14 protein-coding genes are annotated in these 20,606 nt (G+C 49.8%); 7 read left to right on the forward strand and 7 right to left on the reverse strand.

Features of this window, described 5'->3' with window-relative positions:
- Positions 1-12: 12 nt before the first annotated feature.
- Both AC55FS_RS10135 and lon read right to left on the reverse strand, forming a co-directional pair.
- On the reverse strand, positions 13-873 hold the full coding sequence (locus AC55FS_RS10135; RefSeq protein WP_496932130.1) for a substrate-binding periplasmic protein: 861 nt from the start codon (positions 871-873) through the stop codon (positions 13-15).
- Between the two features lie 56 nt (positions 874-929).
- The gene (gene lon / locus AC55FS_RS10140) at positions 930-3,314 is read right to left on the reverse strand and encodes an endopeptidase La (protein ID WP_496932131.1); all 2,385 of its coding nucleotides are present in this window, start codon (positions 3,312-3,314) and stop codon (positions 930-932) included.
- A gap of 168 nt (positions 3,315-3,482) precedes the next feature.
- Here lon and AC55FS_RS10145 point away from each other — a divergent pair, with 168 nt between their 5' ends.
- A complete protein-coding gene (locus AC55FS_RS10145; RefSeq protein WP_496932132.1) occupies positions 3,483-4,391 on the forward strand; it encodes a DMT family transporter in 909 nt (302 codons plus the stop codon).
- Here AC55FS_RS10145 and AC55FS_RS10150 read toward each other — a convergent pair.
- The gene (locus tag AC55FS_RS10150) at positions 4,376-5,155 is read right to left on the reverse strand and encodes a hypothetical protein (protein WP_496932133.1); all 780 of its coding nucleotides are present in this window, start codon (positions 5,153-5,155) and stop codon (positions 4,376-4,378) included. The two genes, AC55FS_RS10145 and AC55FS_RS10150, sit on opposite strands and share 16 nt — an antisense overlap.
- A gap of 190 nt (positions 5,156-5,345) precedes the next feature.
- On the opposite strand from AC55FS_RS10150, the gene AC55FS_RS10155 reads away from it, so the two are divergent.
- The 5 genes from AC55FS_RS10155 (at position 5,346) to AC55FS_RS10175 (ending at position 14,530) form a co-directional block, all read left to right on the forward strand.
- Complete coding sequence (locus tag AC55FS_RS10155) at positions 5,346-6,596, forward strand: hypothetical protein (RefSeq protein ID WP_496932134.1); 1,251 nt, start codon at positions 5,346-5,348, stop codon at positions 6,594-6,596.
- An 860-nt stretch (positions 6,597-7,456) separates the two neighbouring features.
- Positions 7,457-11,593, forward strand: a complete 4,137-nt coding sequence (locus AC55FS_RS10160; RefSeq protein WP_496932136.1) for an RHS repeat-associated core domain-containing protein — start codon at positions 7,457-7,459, stop codon at positions 11,591-11,593.
- A gap of 96 nt (positions 11,594-11,689) precedes the next feature.
- Positions 11,690-12,121, forward strand: a complete 432-nt coding sequence (locus tag AC55FS_RS10165; protein ID WP_496932137.1) for a hypothetical protein — start codon at positions 11,690-11,692, stop codon at positions 12,119-12,121.
- Between the two features lie 234 nt (positions 12,122-12,355).
- The gene (locus AC55FS_RS10170; RefSeq protein ID WP_496932138.1) at positions 12,356-13,360 is read left to right on the forward strand and encodes a transposase; all 1,005 of its coding nucleotides are present in this window, start codon (positions 12,356-12,358) and stop codon (positions 13,358-13,360) included.
- 204 nt (positions 13,361-13,564) lie between these two features.
- Positions 13,565-14,530, forward strand: coding sequence for a hypothetical protein (locus tag AC55FS_RS10175; RefSeq protein WP_496932139.1), 966 nt, complete (start codon positions 13,565-13,567; stop codon positions 14,528-14,530).
- 156 nt (positions 14,531-14,686) lie between these two features.
- Here the strand turns inward: AC55FS_RS10175 and AC55FS_RS10180 are convergent, their stop codons facing one another.
- The 4 genes from AC55FS_RS10180 to AC55FS_RS10195 all read right to left on the reverse strand — a co-directional run bounded on the left by AC55FS_RS10180 (position 14,687) and on the right by AC55FS_RS10195 (position 19,144).
- On the reverse strand, positions 14,687-15,385 hold the full coding sequence (locus tag AC55FS_RS10180) for a DUF799 domain-containing protein (RefSeq protein ID WP_496932140.1): 699 nt from the start codon (positions 15,383-15,385) through the stop codon (positions 14,687-14,689).
- A gap of 1 nt (position 15,386) precedes the next feature.
- Positions 15,387-15,743 (reverse strand): DUF4810 domain-containing protein, encoded by a 357-nt coding sequence (locus AC55FS_RS10185; RefSeq protein WP_496932141.1) that lies wholly within the window; start codon positions 15,741-15,743, stop codon positions 15,387-15,389.
- A complete protein-coding gene (locus tag AC55FS_RS10190; protein WP_496932142.1) occupies positions 15,743-16,411 on the reverse strand; it encodes a CsgG/HfaB family protein in 669 nt (222 codons plus the stop codon). The genes AC55FS_RS10185 and AC55FS_RS10190 overlap by 1 nt, the downstream gene beginning before the upstream one ends.
- Positions 16,412-16,684: 273 nt before the next feature.
- Complete coding sequence (locus tag AC55FS_RS10195) at positions 16,685-19,144, reverse strand: EAL domain-containing protein (RefSeq protein ID WP_496932143.1); 2,460 nt, start codon at positions 19,142-19,144, stop codon at positions 16,685-16,687.
- A gap of 275 nt (positions 19,145-19,419) precedes the next feature.
- On the opposite strand from AC55FS_RS10195, the gene chrA reads away from it, so the two are divergent.
- On the forward strand, positions 19,420-20,601 hold the full coding sequence (gene chrA, locus AC55FS_RS10200) for a chromate efflux transporter (protein ID WP_496932144.1): 1,182 nt from the start codon (positions 19,420-19,422) through the stop codon (positions 20,599-20,601).
- Positions 20,602-20,606: the final 5 nt, after the last annotated feature.

Here is a 20,606-nt window from a genome sequence, read left to right on the forward strand (position 1 = left end):
CTCGCATCTGTGTTATTGATAGTTCGCAGCAATTTTTTGCAATAAAGCCTGATTGGCGGGCAATGCCAGCGCTTTATTTAACTGTTTGAGCAAATGATGGGCCCAAGCAGGCTGGGGTGATAAGCCCAAATACAAGGGTTTTTTCGCCAAGCAGCCGGCATTAAGCAGCGCATTGGGTGCCTGTTGCAGCTGTTTTAGGCTATAAGACATGACCCTTTTATCGTCTAGGTAGGTATCGATTCGGCCGCGTTGCAGCATATTAATTAAACGCAGGCTGGGCTGGCTGCCGACCATGCTTTGCAAACGCTGCGGATTATTAGCATTATTTTTGATGTAGTCATCCATGGCGCCGTCAAAACTATAATCTTGCACCACACCTAATACCTGCTGGGGTAGGGACTCTACGCCTGTAAACTGCCAGTCGCTGCCCGGGCGAGTATAAAAGCAATCTTGATAATGCATGGTGGCGACCTCTGGCATCAGTAGCGCCTGCGCTTCGCCGGGTACTAAGGTTAAAACACCATCAATATGGCCAAAGCGGGCTTCTTGTAATGCCCGTGACCAAGGAATGGTTTTAACGATCAGTTCGATGCCTTGCTGGGCAAAAATTTCATGCAAATAATCGCTGACGATGCCACTGCCATCGGCGCAGCTGTAGGGGCACCACTGGGCGGCGGCAAAGGTCAGTTGCTTAGGAAATTGCACGCTAGCGGTACTGGGTGGCGGTGTGCCAGCGCTCTGATGCGAAGTGTCGGGTATTGACTGGCTGGCACGGTTTGATGGTTGATCGGCAGACGTTTGATCAATGCCAGAGCCGGCTAACGCCAACGCTGGCATCAGCAGGCACAACAAAGTACTCATCACCTTTGTCATTGCAGTATCCGGGGGCTTCTAAAAGGCGCGTATAGCAGCATGAAACCCCGGCACTGTCAAAGCGCAAATACCTGTTGGTACACATCGTCATAATGTTTTGCAAAATGCACCGTCATGCCGCTGCGAATATGCTCGGGCAGCTCGTCATAATCGCGGCGGTTGGCATCTGGCAGTATCACCTCCATGATTTTTGAACGCCTGGCAGCAATCACCTTTTCGCGAATACCGCCCACGGGCAGCACTTGCCCTGTGAGGGTGAGCTCACCGGTCATAGCCAGCGGTCGTTTGATGCGCTTGCCCGTCATCAGCGAAATCAGTGCTGTGGTCATAGTTACCCCGGCGCTGGGGCCATCTTTGGGGGTAGCACCTTCGGGTACGTGCAGATGCACAAGGCGTTGATCAAAAAAGTCTTTGGCTCCGCCGTAATGGTCGCTGTGTTGACATACGAAGCTGTAAGCCAAATCAGCAGACTCCTTCATGACGTCGCCCAATTTACCCGTGAGCTTCAGACCGCGACCGCTGCTGTGCACGCTGGCGGCTTCAACTGGCAAGGTCGCACCGCCCATGGAGGTCCAGGCCAGCCCAGTGACTACGCCAACGCCACGAATGATTCGCTCTTGGCGAAATACCGGTTGGCCCAAAAATTCTTCTACATTTTTGCCGCTGACCGCTACCTTTTTGTCACCCGCCAGCAGTTTGACCACCACTTTGCGAGCAATTTGTTGCAGCTGTTTTTCCAAATTACGCACGCCAGATTCGCGTGCATAGCCATCAATGATTTTTCGCAAAGTGGCATCACTGATGCTGACTTGAGACTTTTTCAAACCATGGCGCTCTAACACGCGCGGCCATAAGTGAGTGCGGGCAATGGCCAGTTTCTCTTCACCGATATAGCCCGACAAGCGAATGGTATCCATACGATCCAGCAAAGGCCCAGGAATGCTGTCGAGCTGATTGGCGGTACAAATAAACAGCACTTTAGACAGGTCAAATCGCACATCTAAATAGTGGTCAAGAAACTCTTTATTTTGCTCCGGGTCCAGTACTTCCAGCAGTGCAGAGGCCGGATCGCCTTGGTACGAGCTGCCCATTTTGTCGATTTCATCGAGCATAATAACCGGGTTTTCAACATCGACATCTTTCAGCGCTTGTATCAGCTTGCCGGGCATGGCATCCACATACGTGCGGCGATGGCCTTTGATTTCGGCTTCATCGCGCATGCCACCCACGCTAAAACGATAAAACTTACGCCCTAAGGCCTCGGCGACCGAACGGCCAATCGAAGTTTTACCTACGCCGGGCGGGCCGGCCAATAACATAATGGAGCCGGATATTTCTTTTTTATAAGCACCGACCGCCAAAAACTCTAATATGCGCTCTTTAACGTCTTCTAAGCCGCTATGGTGAGCGTCCAGCGTTTGTTTGGCGTGCGCCAGATCAAATTGATCCTCTGAAGTTTTTCCCCAGGGCAGGCACGTGAGCCAGTCGAGGTAGTTGCGGGTAACGGCAAATTCAGACGAACCCGTCTCCAGCATAGAAAACTTTTTAAGCTCTTCATCCAGGCGCTTTTGCACGTCGGCAGGCAGGGTTTTATTGTCTAACCGTTGTTTAAACTCGTCGATGTCGGCGGTTTTGTCGTCTTTAGATAGCCCCAGTTCTTTCTGAATGGTTTTCAGTTGCTGGCGTAAAAAAAACTCACGCTGATGCTGGCTAATACTGCTGTTAACGCTTTCATTGATTTCGGCCTGTAACTTGGCCACATCGATTTCTTTTTTCAGCAGCAATAGCACCTTTTCCATGCGTTTTTGCAATGGAATGGTTTCCAGCACCTCTTGCAGAACAGGGCCTTCTGCCGTGGTGATGGCCGCGGCAAAATCCGTTAACGGCGATGGGTCATTGGGGCTAAAGCGATTTAAATAGTGCTTTAACTCTTCAGAGTACAGTGGGTTTAGTGCCACCAGCTCTTTAATGGAGTTGATGATCGCCATGGCGTAGGCCTTGGTTTCATCGTCAAAGGCGGCGTTATGGCTGGGGTAGTGCACTCGGGCAATAAAGGGCGCTTTACTGCTGACCCATTCTAAGGTGCGAAAACGGCGAATGCCCTGGGCGATAAACTGAATGCGGCCGTCTTCTGTTTGAACCTTATGGATGCGAGCAACACAACCAATAAGCGGCAGTTCATTGGCGTCGGGCATCTGGTTGCTGGGTTTGTCGCCAATAAACGACAAACCGATGAGTTTATGCTCGGTATTGCTGACGCGCTCCAGGGTTTCTGACCATAATGCCGCGTCGACAATCACTGGCTGTACCTGGGCCGGAAAAAACGGCCGACCATTCACCGGTAGAACATGAATGCGATCGGGTAGGATCTCGCTGGCTTGGATAATGCCCGTGCCCTGATTTTCGTCGCGACTGATGTATTCGTGTGCTTGCTCAGACATAAAGTGCCTCCTTGTTATCGCCTTAGTGGGGGAGGCATAACCGGATTTCAATGATGAGCTTTCGCGAACAGTCTGATTCACAACGGTTTTTTGTGATACCGTCGAGGCCGTGCGCGCAGGTTGCTTGGCTGCTGGAGTGCTCTGTAAAAGGTATGAAAAGGAGAGAAGATGTCATCTGAACGTCGTGCCGTGGTGTTAGCACTGCTGGCGGTATTGTTATGGTCAACCGTGGCCACCGCCTTTAAGTTATCGCTGGAACAATTAACACCGCGTTGGTTATTGGCCATCGCCAGCCTTGCATCGCTGTTGTTTTTAACCGCTTATCTGGCGTATCAGCGGCGGCTGCCCCAGGCGTTGTCTGGTTTTAAGCAGCAGCCGGCGTTTTATCTGCGCCAGGGGCTGATTAACCCATTATTGTATTATTTGATTTTGTTTCAGGCCTATGACGAACTGCCGGCACAGCAGGCCCAGTCGATTAATTACACCTGGGCGCTGACCATGAGTTTATTGGCCGTGCCTATGCTAGGGCAGAAGCTACTGCGACGCGACATCATGGCACTATCGCTGGCGTATATCGGTGTGGTGGTAATTGCCACCAAAGGTGACCCGTTGGCACTGCAGTTTGATAGTCCGCTCGGTGTTGGATTGGCGCTGCTTAGTACCCTGTTATGGGCGCTGTATTGGATCTGGAATACCAAAGCTCAGCATCCGCCCACCGTTAGCTTATGGAGTGGTTTTGCCATCGCCACGCCGCTTATTTGGCTGGTGGCGCTGTGGTGGGATGGCTGGCCGGGTATGGCGCTGTGGGGGCAGGGCGGCTTAGCGGCAATTTATGTTGGCCTGTTTGAAATGGGCGTCACTTTTTTATTGTGGCAAACCGCCATGAGCCTAACGTCGCGCACGGCGGCCATCAGCTCGCTGATCTTTTTATCGCCATTTTTGTCGCTAATTTTTATCAGCCAAGTATTAGGCGAGCCGATTCATTCGGCCACTTTTGTTGGCTTGGTGCTGATTGTCACCGGCCTGGGCATACAAAAGATGCCCAGTCGTCGACAGGCCTCTCAGTCGGCGGCGTAAATGCCGTCGCCTTTTAAATGAAACTGATGCTGGTGAAAAAACAAATTGGCCACTGCAACGGCATCAGAGGTAACAATCGCCTCCAGCATGGTGTCGTCTGTGTCTAATTGCAGTGCTTGTTGGCGGGCAAAGGTTTGCAGCGGTGCCAAGGTGGCTTTCACCCAGTCGGGCTTAAACGGTGGGCGGTGGCGCGGATACGCGCGGCCGCTGGCATCGGTGGGCACAAACTGCACAAAGCTTTGGCACTGGCCCTTGGCCAGACAGCGCTGAATTTCAGTTTTCCATGGCTGGCAGTGGCTGAGGGCATCGCAATCTGCGCTGCTAACCAGCCAGTCCACCACTTTCGGGCCGGCCAGTGCGCCACCCAAAACAGCCTGCTTCTGCTCAAAGGTCACCGTCACTTTATCGCCCTGAATCGCGGCAATTTTAAGCTCGCTGCCTTCGGGAACTATCTTAATAACCTTAAGCTCCGGCTGGCCGTAGGACAGCATCTGAGCGCGCATCGTTAATGGCTGCAGCAGCATCTCGCCACTGTGCTGATGCTGCAGTAGCAGCAGCATATCGGGTGCCTTTAGCAGTCGGCCGACAGCCGGGTGCTGGCTTAGAGGCTGATCATCAGCCAGCGACGGCGATGGGGTACGTGAGGCAAGGGTGCTAGCGGCACTGGCAGGTTGTTGAGCGTTACCTGCTTGTTGTTGCGGCAGGCGCTGACAACCACTGATAAATACGGCGCTGATAACGGTGGCAATAAAGATTTTGTACATGATGGCACGGGTACGTTGTAAAAGGCGCCATCATGCCATAAGGCCGGCGCCTAGGGCAGTGGCCAGTGGCGTTGGAAAAGTAAAGATGCGCACAATAAGACCAACTGCGCCGCTTTGTCGGTGGCTGTATGGTAAGGATTACACCGGCTGAAAGGCCTGCCAAGTAACATGCGGTTAGCAAGAAATCGACATGGATTGCACGAGCATTGCTAACATCGAAGGGCCACTGATGTTGGCCATTCGCAAATCTGTTTCAGGGAGAAACATTATGTCGCTCGATCTAGCATGCAGTCATATCCAGCAAGCAACCAACAACTTAGAAGACTATTTTACCGCCGTACAGGTGGTGAAGGGCTACTCACTGGCAGCGGCTAGGGTGAATCTTCCTTATCTGCGCAACCCGCCCAAGGATTATCCGCAGCTTATTGAAGCGGATATCAAGTTCCACCAAGACATAATGAGCTTTGGCCGCAATGTCCCTGCCACCTTAGACGTGGTGCCCGATCTGGTTAAAATTAAAGGTCCCACCATTGAACGTTCGATAGCTGAGGCTAAAGCCATAGCGGCGCACTTGGCCAACAATCCTGCCGATACACTAGCTCAGCAACGCGTGAAGAATGCCTTGTTTGCTCTTGGGCTGGATGTGGGTTCTTTTGTCGATGATGTGCAAACCACTCAAAAGCGTGTACAAGGCTTTGGTGTCGATGTGGTGCAGCAGCATAGTGTGTTAGAGGGCTTAATCAAAAGTGCCTACGACATATCTGATCATGACGAGAAAATCATTGAAGATATTAATGTTCAAATTGAGCAGCTTAATAAAGATATATCAGATCAGGTGTTAAAAATAATAGGCGGTGCGGGAATAACCACAGCAACGGCGATGGTCAATGTCGCCATTGGTTTTATTCCAGCTCCCACCTGGGTGAAAGGAGTGCTGTCGGTGTTTTTAGTGCCCGGTTATTGGGCTGGGATGAACATGATCATTAATGCTACGGTTAAAATTATCGAAGACAAAGGCGAGCTGAAAATTCAAGCGCAAAGGCTTACCGACTTTCAAAGCGATGTGTTAGCACTGGATCAATACGGAAAACTGGGTCAAGGCTTAAAAGACTATATGAAAGACGTTCATGCCAGTCTTGGAGTGATTGCCGAGCAATGGCAGCGGGTGCGCAATAACATCGATCAAGCCCGTGACGATGTGAAGGTGGCTGACGCGGATGCTAGTGTGTCAGCCTGGACCTCCTTGTACAATGACCTAGGCAAGCTTGCAGCTGACTGGTCACGCTTTTCTAATCAGGTATTAGCGATGCAAACCAATACCGAAGTCAGCATGGCACAACCGTTATCGACCATGAGTGCCGATGAAATGATGCAATTAGTGAATGAATCCCCAGTGCTCAGCTACGACGAGTTTTTTAAATTTACTGTGCCGGCTGCATAAGCCTGCCCTTAAAAAGAGCCCATTAAAAACAGCGCAAGGCTGATGCCTATTGATACTGTCTTGGTCTTTGCTGCTGGAGCCTGTTTTTCTTGAGTGTGGAATGAGGTGTGCCGTTTAACGGGTTAAACCAGCACCGAATAAACGCCAAGGAAAGCAGGCTCCAGCCCTTTGGATTATTGCTAGAAACCCCTCAACCTGAATGATTGAATGTTCACTTTAAAGCTTTTGTTGAGCAGCGTTGGCTTATCAGCGACAGCCCAGCGTCGATCTACTCGGTAGCGTAAGCAGGGTGGGCACTAGCCCTAACAGTCTGCACGAGGCGTCGGCTCCTTGGCCCGCTCAACACTGAGCGGAGTTCCCCACTTACGCCATAAGTTCCCTAACCATACCTATTCGTCACATCTGGCAGGTCTTTGCCCGTCTCAGCTAGCCATTTGGGCTTAGAAGTGAGCAATACCTTTGCTATGATGCGCGCCTTTTTTTGCTCAGAGGATAGGTGGATGCGCTCAACGGTCAGGTGGCTGTTATTAGGCTTTATGTTAATAGGCTCCGTTGGGACGCAGGCGGATGAAAAAATCATCGGTACTTTTTGTTCCTCGGCAGGAGCGTACTACTGTGCAACGAGTGGCATCGATGACCCGGCCACCCATAAATACTGTACGAGCAGTGATCCGGTTAACGCCATCATTGAAGGCGCTAATTCTCTGTCATATGGGCTTTCATGGAGCAGTTGGGAATCGAACGGGTCGGGAGAGGCAGACTACCGACGTAAACGAAGCGGTATCACACGGTACCATGATTTTTATCGGTGGAGAGAGACGGGTGGCTATCCTCCCAGGCACGGCAACGGAGCCCGTGTTATGGAATACAACTGTTTAGCATGTACCAGTCCGTTTGAATGGGATAGCGAAGAAAATAAATGCATTACCTACTGCCCCAATGGACAACAATTTGACTATGAAGCTTGGTCGTGTGTCTTACCTCTAGGAAAAGAGCTGCCTCCCGAGCAGATGTGCAGCGCAAAAAAAGTAGGCAACCCAATTGATGTCACAACTGGCGAAAAAGTCCAACACTTTGAACCGGATATAGTCCTAGGCCAAGGTCATTTCCCAATAGTTTTTAATCGCCTTTACCGTTCGATGCCATCGAGATCTACTCGTAATGAAATCCGTTGGCGCAAAGTGAAAGATAAAACGGGATGGAACAAACAATATTTATCTGATGTGAATACCAAGCGTAGTAAAGTGCTTTATGCAGGGGCTAACGAAGAAAAAGCGCCCCCTCCACTGGGTAATATGCACCATAACTTTGAAGCCAGCCTTAAGTTTACCTCGGCATATACAGCATTTTATCAAGATTCACAGGGCGAGCTGATTCGCTTTAGCGGTTCAGAGTCGACCTTTAAAGCCAGCCTGGGCACAGTGACTCGTCAAGCAGACGGCAGCGCGATCTTGGTTAAGAAAAATGCGGAGCGAGAGTATTTTAATGGTGACGGTCAGTTAACCCGCATTGAACATCCACAAGGTGGCTGGCAAACCCTAGTGTATGACGACCTGGGCCGTATTGATGTCATCACTCACTACCAAGGCTATCGACTGCAGTTCCACTACGACCCGGAACATAAACGTTTGGTGCGTTTAAGCACCCGTGGTGGTGACGATGTGCAGTTCCGTTTTGACGATAAAGGTCAGTTAACTGGGACTCAGCTCGGCTCACAAGGATGGGAAACCTACCGCTATAAAACCATCGATATCACCAATTTCGCCAACGGCAATGCCGTCACACAGATCTACCGTTTAGAGGCCATTATTGATGCCAGTGGCGTTGAGTACGCCAGTTGGGAATACGACCATCAAGGCTTGGCCATCGAGAGTCGCCATGCCGGTGGTGCAGAAAAAGTGACCATTGATTACCAAGGCGTGGGCTCGTTAGTCACCAACGCTCTGGGGCATCAAAAAACCGTGATTAACGACCCGCATGGCCGCGTGGTGGAAGTGATCGGTGACAGTGCCAGCTCAGAACAGCTGAGCAGTGGTGCATTGCCAAGCACTTCCGTTGAATACCATGACAGTTATATCGACATCACGGATGAACATGGAGTTCCGCATAACAAAAGCGTGAATCGCAAAACCGGACAGATCATGTCGATAGACAGAACCTACTACATGGATGGCAGCCGCCGGTTAACACATAAAACCAATTACAGCTGGGACAGTCGCTTTCCAGGCTTGATGACCAGTGAACGGCTCTACAATATGTGGGATCGTGTCATGAAGTACGACGACCAAGGTCGTCTGATGCAAGTGGAGATCACTGCTAATCGCAGCCCCAAACGCACCACCACTTACGCCTATAACGAGCAAGGTTTATTGGCGTCGGTCGATGGTCCGCACACCGATGTTGATGACATCACCGAGATCAAATACGACGACCGCTCACGCTTGAGTGAAGTCTGGGTTGGGGGTGTGTTACAGCAAAAAGTCCTGGCTTATGACGCTTATGGCCGTATCAGCGAATGGCAAGATGGCAATGGCGCCACTTACCAACAGCAATACAACCACGATGGTCAATTAACCCAGCTGCGCTTATTCAGTGCCGATGGTTCGGTCGATCGCACGACGGTATACGCTTACGACGCCCGAGGTTTATTAGAAAAAGTGACGCAAGCCGATGGCGCTTGGGTGCAATACGGTTATGACGATGCACGTCGCTTAACATCGGTGTCGGATGCTTTGGGCAACCGCATTGATCTGACTGTGGATCTGGCTGGCAATATTGAGCAAACCGATGTTCGTGATGCCAATGGTGCGTTGCAGCGTCAGCATAAAGCCGTGTACGACCAGCTCAGCCGTTTAAGCCAATCGATTGAGCCGGATACTCATGCGGGTGATGAGACAAAATACGATGCCTTAGGCAATGCCATTGCGTACACCAATGCGCTGGGCACCCAAAGCCAGTCTGAATTTGATGCCCTCGGTCGGTTAAGCAAATACATCGATGCCAATAACGGTGAAACCCGTTATACCTACAATGCTGAAGATCAGATTACCTCGGTCACCGATCCGGAAGGCAAAAAAACCGAATACCAATACAACTACTTTGGTGATTTAGAAAAAATCATCAGCCCAGACACTGGTACCACCACCTTTGTTTACGACCAGGCAGGTAACCGTACTCAAAGCAAAAACGCTCAAAATGAGATCACGACCTACCAGTACGATGCGCAAAACCGGTTAACGCTGGAAACGTATCACGACAGCAGCACAGTGGAATACCGCTACGACCTGAGCAGCAGTGCTAATTCTGTGGGTCGTTTAAGTGAAGTCAAAGACCGTCAGGGTCATGTGACCAGGTATCACTACAACGCCGCGGGTGAGGTGGTGAAGCGTGTTCTGTCGCAAGGTGATTCTTCAAGTTCTAACACCGCAAATACCGAGTGGCACTACACCGCCAATGGTCGACTGCAGGCACTGGTGTACCCAAGTGGGGCTCAGCTTAAACCGACTTACAACAGCGCTGGTCAAATCACTGCATTAACTTGGCAAGCCAATGGTGCCGCACCACAGCAAACCCTGGTGTCGGAGGTGAATTACCAAGCCTTTAGCGGTGCCATTAATGCATTAACCTACGGCAACGGTTTAAACCTGCAGCGTGATTATGCGTTAGACGGTCAGATCACCGGCAGCCAGTTATTGTCGACCTCGGCCATCGATCCACTGCGTCAGCGTGAATACACCCTGGATGCCATTAACCGCATTACGTCGATCAAACAAGACGGTGACTGGGGCAGCCAACAGCACGGTTTTGATTACGATTTATTGTCGCGCTTAACCCAGGCCAAGCAACACGGCCAGCAGGACGATTACCGCTACGACGGCATTGGTAATCGGTTAAGTCACGATAATCAGGGTGGTGATAAGCCAGGCAACACGACTTACGGTTACGCCAGCAATTCGCATAAATTGGACAGCATCCAAGGTGTGAACGCACAAACCGTGGTGATCAATGCCTTAGGCCAAACCACGCAACTGGGTGAGCGTCAGTTCAGCTACGACCCAACCGGTCATATCCGTACTTTGACCACCAGCGAAGGCAGCACGGAGTATCGTTACTTACCGAATCACCTGCGCAGTCAAAAAATCCAAGGCGATCAGATCACCTATTACGACTACGATCTGCAAGGCCAACTGATCAGTGAGCGTGTGTCTCAAAACGGCGGAGCTGCCGTCACCACCCGAGAATACCTGTGGCTGGGCAACGAGCTGCTGGGCTATTACACAGACGGTCAGTTGTATTTCGTGCACAATGATCACTTAGCCACGCCACAAGCCATCAGCGACCGTCAGCAAAATAAAGTCTGGAGCCTTGAGCAAAAAGCGTTTGGTGAAAGCACCCTCAGCGACAACCAGATTACCTTTAACATCCGCTTCCCAGGACAGTACTATGACCAAGAAAGTGGCCTGCACTATAACTGGAATCGTTACTACGACGCTCAGTTAGGACGTTACCTGCAAAGCGATCCGATTGGACTTAATGGTGGATTAAGTACGTTTGGGTATGTGTATCAGAATCCGATGAATTTGGTGGATCCGAATGGGTTGGAAGTACGAGTGTATTCTAGTGATGCATGGGGAAAAGCTGGATTGAACCACGCGTATGTTTATTCTACAGAAACAGGTAGAGGTCGCGGGGCAAATGGTTCGTCGGGTTATACTTTAGGCGACGGGGTTGGAGGATTAAACAACCCTTATAAGGTCGTTCAGTTGCCCTTGGGTATGACAGAGGAACAATTTATGGACCGCATTGACGCTGCTGATAATTGGAATAATGGCCTATACTTTCCTTTTGTAAATGATTGTCATAACGATTTAGAGCGAGCTTTTGATCATGCCGAAGTTGAATATCCGGGTGCCCCAAACGGCAGGTTCGATGCTGATGACATTATTTATGACTACTTGAGGGAAGTAGTGCTACAACAAATATTGTCACCTGATTAGAGGTGGCCGGTTTTAGCTGATCACTGCGGGATCAGCTAAGTTATTAAAAAGTATTTTAAACTCTAACCCTTAGTGAGAAAGAAAATGTGTGGGTCCATGAAGATTGGTTTGTATCTGGTTACGCTTGTGTTTGTTGTGCTTTCAACTGGCTGCAGTAAGGGGCAGTATTCATTTCAAACCTTCACCTATCCAAACAATATCCCGGCTCATGAAGCTGGCTGGATTTACAAAGGAGAATTTAGGGTTTTTACGCGCGAAAGTGGAAGTATGTTTCGGAGGGGAGATAAGACGGTTTATATTAATGTTTATGATGTGAATGACAAAGTCATTTTATCTAGCAAGTATGATTTTGTGGATGTATCTTCTATTAAACCCGAGGTATCTTGGCCTCATCCTGAAAAATTAGATATTAAAATATATGAATATGGCAGCATGGATGTGGATGATGAGTATTCAATATCGCTGGCCAAGAAAGGTAAGAAACTATTAAAAGAAGTTTCTTACAATGCTAGAGATATGATGTTGTAAAATACTTAACTTCAGCCTTTGAATCGACAGTTAACTATTCACTAGAACTTAAAAGCGCTTACATCCGCTCCAGCAGTGGCCACCTTAACGATTAGGTGGCCCTTGTTAGGGTGGAAAACTAGTCGGACACCAAAACTGCTAATCAAGACAGTCATGATAAGAAAGTTGACTGATGGTTGTTGATTAATTAAGCGGTTATGCTTCTTGTTATCCAGGATGGATGAGGAGTCACGTATGCCTAAGCCTCGCAAGGAGCTGGTGTCGCTAGAGGCCACGCCTTATTACCATTGTGTCTCTCGCTGTGTTCGGCGTGCTTTTTTATGCGGCGAAGATGGCGCTGGGCGCAGTTTCGAGCATCGACGTGGCTGGATCGAGTTGCTGTTGTTACAGCAAGCCCAGGTATTTGCCATCGATATTGCGGCCTATGCGATTATGTCGAACCATTTCCATGTGGTGTTGCATGTATCGCAGCAGAAAGCAAAAGATTGGACCCAGCGTGACGTCATTGAACGGTGGCATCAGCTGTATAAGGGTACGGTCTTTACCCAGCGGTATTTGTTGGGTGATTCGCTGAGTCGCGTTGAGCTGCAGTTGGTGGAAAAGTCCGCAGCGCAGTGGCGTGAGCGGTTAACCTCAATTAGCTGGTTTATGCGCCGCTTAAATGAACGTATTGCTCGCATGGCTAATGAAGAAGATGGCTGCACTGGTCATTTCTGGGAAGGGCGTTTTAAATCTCAAGCTCTGCTAGATGAGAAAGCATTGGCAGCGTGTATGGCCTACGTGGACTTAAATCCGGTGCGCGCGAGTATGGCCAAGACGCCTGAGTCGTCAGACTACACTTCGATTAAAAAACGCAGTAAACAAGCGCAGCGAGCTAGCACGCCTAACCATCGATTTCAGCAAGTTCCCGAGTTGATGAGATTTGTCGGTAATCCACGACAAGATATGCCTGAAGGTATTCCAATGAAGTTAACGGATTACATCGATCTCGTTGATTGGACCGGTAAGCAGATACGCAAAGGCAAGCGCGGGTATATCGATCAAACCTTGCCGTCAGCACTGCAAAGACTCGGGATCGATCCACACCACTGGTTGGTGATGACGCAACACTTTGAGCATCAGTTTAAGGGCTTGGTCGGTACCGCGCTGCATCTGAAACAAAAGCGACGTTGTTTTGTTTATGATGATAAACCGCATCGGACTGCCGGTATTCGACACTGTCGACAGCTATTGAACTAGTGGTAATGACGCATCTTAGTCAGTTAATCTAATAACTTCTAAGTGCTGTATTGATTGTTGCTGCTGGGGAGCTCTATAGATTCTCCGATTCGTAATCGAGCTGAATGGCTTGATGAAATTAGCAGCAAGCAAGGCGGTCATGATTAACTGCGAAAAATCCAACGGATCTAAATGCGCCGAGCCGATGCCGGGGTATAAAAGGCAATGAAAAATAAAATGTTGTTTGCTCTTTTTGGAGTGGCATTGTTGTTATCAGATTACTGCTATTCCAGCAACGAAAGTATGGATGCTATTGATATAGAGAAAGTGGCTGAGGGGCCTGAGCTAAACGCCTTTATCAGTAGGCTGAAGGCAGGTTATGTCGAAACGGCTAGGAGTCTCATAAAAGGTGAGACTGATCATGCCACTAGGTCCATAATGCAGGGAGAGCTTTATCTTGTCACCGACAATGTAGAAGCCTTGTGTCATCACAACTATCACTCAAGGGTTGCTCGTTATTATCATTATGCGTGCCAGGTTCAAAACGGTATTTGTGATGACATGCACGGGATTAATGAGAATTCCTACCTGTTTCGTACCAATCAACTTCTAAAAGCAGTCAGTCAAGCCAAAGGTGATTCAAGTATCTATGATTTGATTGATACCAGTGATGTTGATTATGGCGACAAGGTGTTTACTCTGGCCCGATTTTTGGGCTATGAGAAAGCGAGTGAATACTGTGGTAAAAACAACCAGAAAATATTTGAGTGTGAGTTTGTTAGGATAGCTCAAGCAGGCTCGATCCGTATGAACGATCTTAATTTGAATGCGGGTTATGACTACTCTCAGGCTCTTTATGTCATCCTATTGGCTATAGAATATGGTAGTCCTGATTTACATAAGTTGATGAGCTATTTTGGCATGATGCCTTCTTGTTCTGCAGACTATTATTTATGCAACCTAATTAAAGCCAATGCCTCGATTTACCAGAGGGATGAGTCGAGCTTTGAAGTAAATATGGCTCGGGCAGAGAGTCTATGGTTGGACAATGATGAAAACCTTGTACTTCGACTTAATGCTTATGTTCAATTTTGTAATAGAAACAAGCTAAAAAGCACTCTAGCAGCCTGGAAGGCAAGCGAAAAAGAGTATGAGTATTGGTTGGGGGCGTTTGATAACACTTGTCGCTAAAAAGAGAAGGATGAGAAACAACACGGATACCCACTCTAGCAATGGTCATCGTGCCTAGTTGTTCGGCGTGGAAGGGTTGTCGAGGGCTGTCGGAACAGCCATGAAAGCGAACCTAGGCGCAACAAGACCTGGGGCATAGCCCCAGGTCCGTCGGACTTACAGCGCGCGGCGTGAGGTTCTGTCAGATTTTTTAGTGCTGGCTGGTTGTGGAGCAGGTTGCTCCGGAGCATAGGGGCCTGGCAGCAATCCTCTGCGTTTGTCGTCAAAAGCAGTTTGATTGGCGTTGCGAGCGACAATTGGCGTTTGGTCAATGCTGGAACTAACAATTTGAGTTGTGATGGCACTGATTATTGCGCCGATAATCCCACCGCCACCACCGCCACCTGACGAGTGCACAGCAGCAGCTTGTGTTTGCCACAATACTTGTCCGTCAAAGGTGCTAACCAGCTTTAGGTCTACTTTTACCACGGTTTGTGATGATGTTACTAAAAACTTTTGTCCCCAATCGACAATATTAATATAGAGTACGGCATCAGCGCCAATATGCTCGTTTATTTTGTCTAATGGAACGGCATTCATATCGGCCAGTGTTGGTAGGCCATTTTGACGCATAAAGTTTTCTATCACTGCCACAGGGAAAACATAGTAGCCTTTTTCTGCTAACGGTTTTGATATGGTTGACAGATAAATGTATGGAGCATTTACCTCAATCGACGCATTGTTTGGTGGAATAACAACCACAGACAAAGGTTTTGCTTCCAGTAGTGCGGTGTAATCATATGGTTCCGATACGGTGGCACAGCCACTTAAATAAATGGCGGCGAGAAACAGTAAGGTGGTTCTGATAAATCTCATGTTAGAGGCCTCCTCTCTGGATAAGCAGTCCGCTGATAAAGTACTCAGATTCAGGGTACAAACGAATTTCGGCGTTGAAAGCATCCAGTGCTTTATCGCCATCGCCTGTTTCTGCGTAGAGGTAAGCTAGGTGTAGATGCACCCCAGGCGGTACGGGCTTGCCAAGAGACTGAGCCGTTTGAATGTCTTCAACCAAGGTTTGAATGTGTGCATTTGGATCAGTGTTTTCAGGCTCTACATAAGACTGCAGTAACAGCGCTTCGTAGTTGCCCCAGTAATAGTGTTCGTTCTTTGTGGCGCAGCCGCTGATAGAAAGGGCAAGTACAAGAAAAATACTACGCATATATACTTTATTCATTATTGTGAAACGGTCCAAACGCCATTCTGGATGTCGTTAACTAAGTTGTTTACGGCTTCTTTGATAGCGAAGTTTAGAACTTTGCCATTCAGGGTGGAGTCGTAGCCAGCCGTGCCACCAAAGCCTGCTACTTCGCGGTTGCTCAGTTCATATTCACCAGCGGCCTGGGTTGAATAAACCACTTCTGATGTATTGTTATCTAGCACCAGAAGGCTGACCTTGGCGTAGGCGGTTTGAGTTTTGCCTGCCCCTAATATGCCGAACAGTTGGCGATCGCCGGTGACTTTGCGACCAAATTCGGTCACGTCTCCCGAGATGGTGTAGCGTGCTCCTTTGATATTTTGTAAGACACCGCGAAGCTTGGCTTCTTCTTGCATGCGTTGCATGTTTTCACGATCAACAACACTAAAACGATTGGTTTGCTGCAGATGGGTTTTTAAAATCGTCTTTGCTTGATTGCCTAAACGATCATTGTTCGCCGAAAAGATGCCTTGTTGAAAGCCAGAGCGATTCTGAAAGTTACCTATCACTATGCTCGTTTTTTGTCCCTGATAGTTGCTACGATAGCTATCAACACTGACGACGGATTTGCGTACATGGCTTTCATTCGCACACCCCGCGAGTAGCGAAAATATCATCAGCACAGCTGTGGTATAGAGAGTTTTCATGATGAGAAATTCTATTGCCAGAAAAAAAGGGGCGCTATTAAAACAAATAAACCGACCGATTTCCGCAACTATTGTCGATTGGGTGTAATCAAGCAAGCTGACTTTTCGAGCACGATGCTGGGGGCTTGAACTCTTGAATACTACATGTTGCCGTCAAACGATCTAGCGAATGCCGTATGGTTGTGCGCGTTGCTGTACTGAAATGCGCCCCGTTGACTGCTAGGCGAGGTTTATCCCGTTTGGGATGGGCATGTCAGACCTTGGTTGGGGAAATTAAATCGCCTGGCTAATATCCGTTGCTGGCTGGTAGGAGTCGGCTATTTGGCGCAGTGCATTTTGTAGTAGCCGATTATGTTGCTGTAGTTCTTTCAGTATCAATGCAGTTTGGGCGTCACTATGAGGGTCGTTCAAGTTGATTAGCTGTTTTGCCAAGGTATGAGCTTGGTGGTGCAATTGGTGCAATTGCTCTATCGCGCTGGCGTCATGTCCTTGGTGGTCACCTTGTTGTAACCACTGCTCCAGTGGACATTGTGTCAGAGGTAGATCCGGCAGAGGCTGTTGGTGGCGCAGTGCGTTTTCCAGTTGGCTGACCCATACACGATGACTGACCAAAGCCATGACGGCTTCAAGGCTGGCACTGTGCAGGCTGGCGGCGTTTAGCCAGTGGCTGATCGGCTGATAACTCAGCAGCCATGGGGCCACCTGATCGGCTGGCATGGGGTGGGCGATACTGTAACCTTGAGCGTGTTCACAGCCCAATAACAGTAGCAACTCTCCCTGTTCCAGCGTTTCCACGCCTTCGGCAATGAAGGTTCTGTCAAAGGCGTTGGCCAATTTTAATGCACCTTCCAAAATCGATAACTGGCGGGTATCGCTCATCATTTGCTGGATAAAACAACGATCAATTTTGAGTGTACTGATAGGCAATAGCTTGAGCTCGCTGATGGCGGAAAAATCTGCACCAAAGTCGTCTAAAGAAAAACGAACGCCCAGCTGATGGCAGCGCTGGATGCTGTCATTGACCTGGGCCCTGCGTGACAGTGCAGTGGAATCAATAACTTCTAACTCCAGCAGTGAGGCTGGTACCTGATCATACTGTTGCAGTTTAAGGGCAAGCTTATCGGCAAAATCTGTTTGCAGCAGATGCAACGAGGCGATATTGACACTAACGGGCAAACGAATACCGAGGGGCTGCCATTGAGCCAGCTGTTTCAGCGTTTGTTCGAGGGTCCAGTCCCCTAGCTCGGTAATGATGTCGTGGGTATCAATATCGGGCAGGAAGTCATCCGGATAGAGTTTTCCTTGCTGTGGGTGATTCCAGCGCAATAGAGCCTCAAAACCGGTTACCTTGCCAGAGCGCATATTAACCTTGGGTTGGTAGTGCATTTCTAGCTGCTGTTGTCGTATCGCTTGGTTAAGTTCTATCGCCCAGCGTTGACGGCGGTCGGCTTGTTCATTGTGATCGTGCTGATACACCCGAAAGCAATCGCGCCCGGCTTGTTTGGCGTCATACATGGCCTGATCAGCCTGGCGAATTAAACGCAGTGCGTCGATGGGTTGGGTTTGCGGTAAAAATGTCACACCAATGCTGGCGCTGATGCGAATGTTATGACCCTGGATATCAAAGGGCTGCGCCAGTACCGCCAGCAGCCGCTTAAGCCCAGCAAAGGCATCGGCTCGTGATGACAATGCAGGCATCACCGCAATAAATTCATCACCGCCCAAACGCGCCAGGGTATTGTTGCCCCTGAGCTTGCCGCGCATGCGTTGGCTGGCAGCGATAATCAGTTGATCGCCCACCACATGGCCGAGGCTGTCATTAATGGCTTTTAAACCATCGAGGTCAACAAAGGCGACGGCGGTGGTGTGCATGGCAGCATCCGCGGCAGCGATTTCCTGGCTTAGCACTTCATCTAGTCGGGCACGGTTTGGCAGGCCAGTCAGCAGGTCGGTGTAAGCCATATGCTCAATTTGCTGCTCATTCTGCTTGCGATCACTGATGTCACGCAAAAAGGCAAAGAAGTGCTCACCATTGAGTTGAGAATAATTAACAGAGATTTCGACGGCCCAATGGCTGCCGTCCTGACGCCGGTGCACGCTTTCAAATACCTGGCCACCCATCTGCGTCAGCATGTGAATGTGCCGGCGTACTTCGCTGGCACATTCAAGTACGTCCAGATCCCAGATATGCATACCTAACAGGGCATCACGCTCATAGCCCGACAGGCGGCAATAGGTGTCGTTTACATCAAGCAGTTGACCGTCGTTGCTGAACTCCCAAAATCCATCAGGGGTTGAGCTGAGCAGGGCCTGGTAGCGGCTGAGGCTGACACGCATGCTTTCTTCGGCATGCTTGCGTTCCGTGATTTCGTAGCCAATGCCGAGCACGCCCAGCAGTTGGCCGTTTTGATCTCGCACCGCCGATTTGGTGGTCTCCAACAGCACATGGCGACCATCGGGCATGGTGATCCACTCTTCGTTCACCAGGGGGGTGTCACTGGCCATGGCCTTAAGGTCATGCTCACGAAAGAAATCTGCCAGTTCTGGGGCAACAAAATCTTTATCGCTTTTGCCGATGATCTCGGCTTCGGTGGCATTGAAGAACTCTTCAATCTTGGCGTTACAAGCCAAAAAGTAGCCGTCTGGGTCTTTCATCCACACCAGATGGGGCAGTTGATGAATCAAACGCTTAAGAAAGTGGCCATCAATCGTTGGGCTGGGGTGTTGGACCATGATATGGCTCCTGGGCCAAGGTGGCCCACTATTTCTAAATAATAGCGCAGTTTGACCAATTGTCGGTATGTCTGAAGAAACATGGGGCATGGGCGCCTGACTACTCTGGCCTAGAGGTTGGATCACTAGGTTGGGGAGCCAGGATAGGTTGTATGGAGTTTGTGGCTGAAAAGAGAAAGGAAATCTGTTGTTGGCTGTAGCCTGACTCGTCACACTGATGGCGCCTGAGCCGCAACAAGCTGGGTGTGGCTTTCATCAAAAAGGAGTGATGGCTTATGTCTGAGGGAGTGTCCGCTGGGCGGGTGTTACGGCAGTTTTTGTACTTGGGATGCTTGTCCTTTGGTGGTCCCGTCGCTCACATTGGCTACTTTCGCCACTACTTTGTGCTGCAACAGCAGCTCGTTACTGAGCAACGCTTTGCCGACCTATTGGCACTGAGTCAGTTTTTACCGGGCCCAGCCAGCAGTCAGCTAGGGGCGGCCATAGGCTACCAGTTGGCTGGATGGCGCGGTGCTTTTGCCGCTTTTGTTGGCTTTACCATGCCTTCGCTCATTGTGCTGATGTTGCTGGGCAGCAGCTGGCAATGGTGGGCAGATACGTCTCTGGTGCTGGCACTCAAATGGCTTGCCATGGTCGTGGTTGCCGATGCGGTATGGAGTATGGCCCAGCAGTTTTGCCAGTCGGCGCAAACCCGAAAGATGGCTGTTGCGGTGGCTCTGGCGATGCTGTTGTGGCCGTCGGGGCAGTGGTGGTTGATGGTAGTGGTGGCCCTGTGGGCGGTTTGGCGTGCACGACAGCCAGGTGTCCTGGATACGTCAGTGTTGGCAACGTTATCTAAGCCCCATATGTCTGGGCTCTCACCGCTGAAGACGCGGCCATCCATGCTGTTGCTGTGGCTGTTTTTGGCGTTGTTGCTGTGGTCTTGCTGGCCACATACGGATATTCATCAGCAACTGGTTGGGCTTTTTTATCGTACCGGCGCCACCGTATTTGGTGGTGGCCATGTGGTGCTGCCGTTATTGCAGCCCGAACTGGTGGATGCCGGCCTGTTATCAGCGCTGCAGTTCAATGCCGGTTACGGTGCTGCGCAAATCTTGCCTGGGCCATTATTTAGCGTGGCCTACTTCTTTGCCCTAGGTACCGGTGTTGGGCAATCAGTGGCGCTGTTGTGTTTGCTGGCGATCTTTTTGCCAGGTTTTTTACTGTTGTTTGCCTTACTGCAACATTGGAATTGGCTGCAACAGCAGCCAATCTTGCTGTTTGCATTAAAAAGTGTGAATGCGGCTGTGGTAGGCTTGCTGGCGGCGACTTGGTTGAGTGTGCTGCTGCCTTCGGCCATTAGTGGCTTTTTTAGTGCATTATTGGCCCTCGCGGGGCTTTTGTGGCTGCGCCGAGACAGGCGACCGCGCAATGTGTTTGTGTTGCTGTTAGTGGCGGTGTTTTTCCACAGTATTTAAGGGGA

It is taken from the genome of Bacterioplanes sp. CLAM21, from assembly GCF_059641015.1.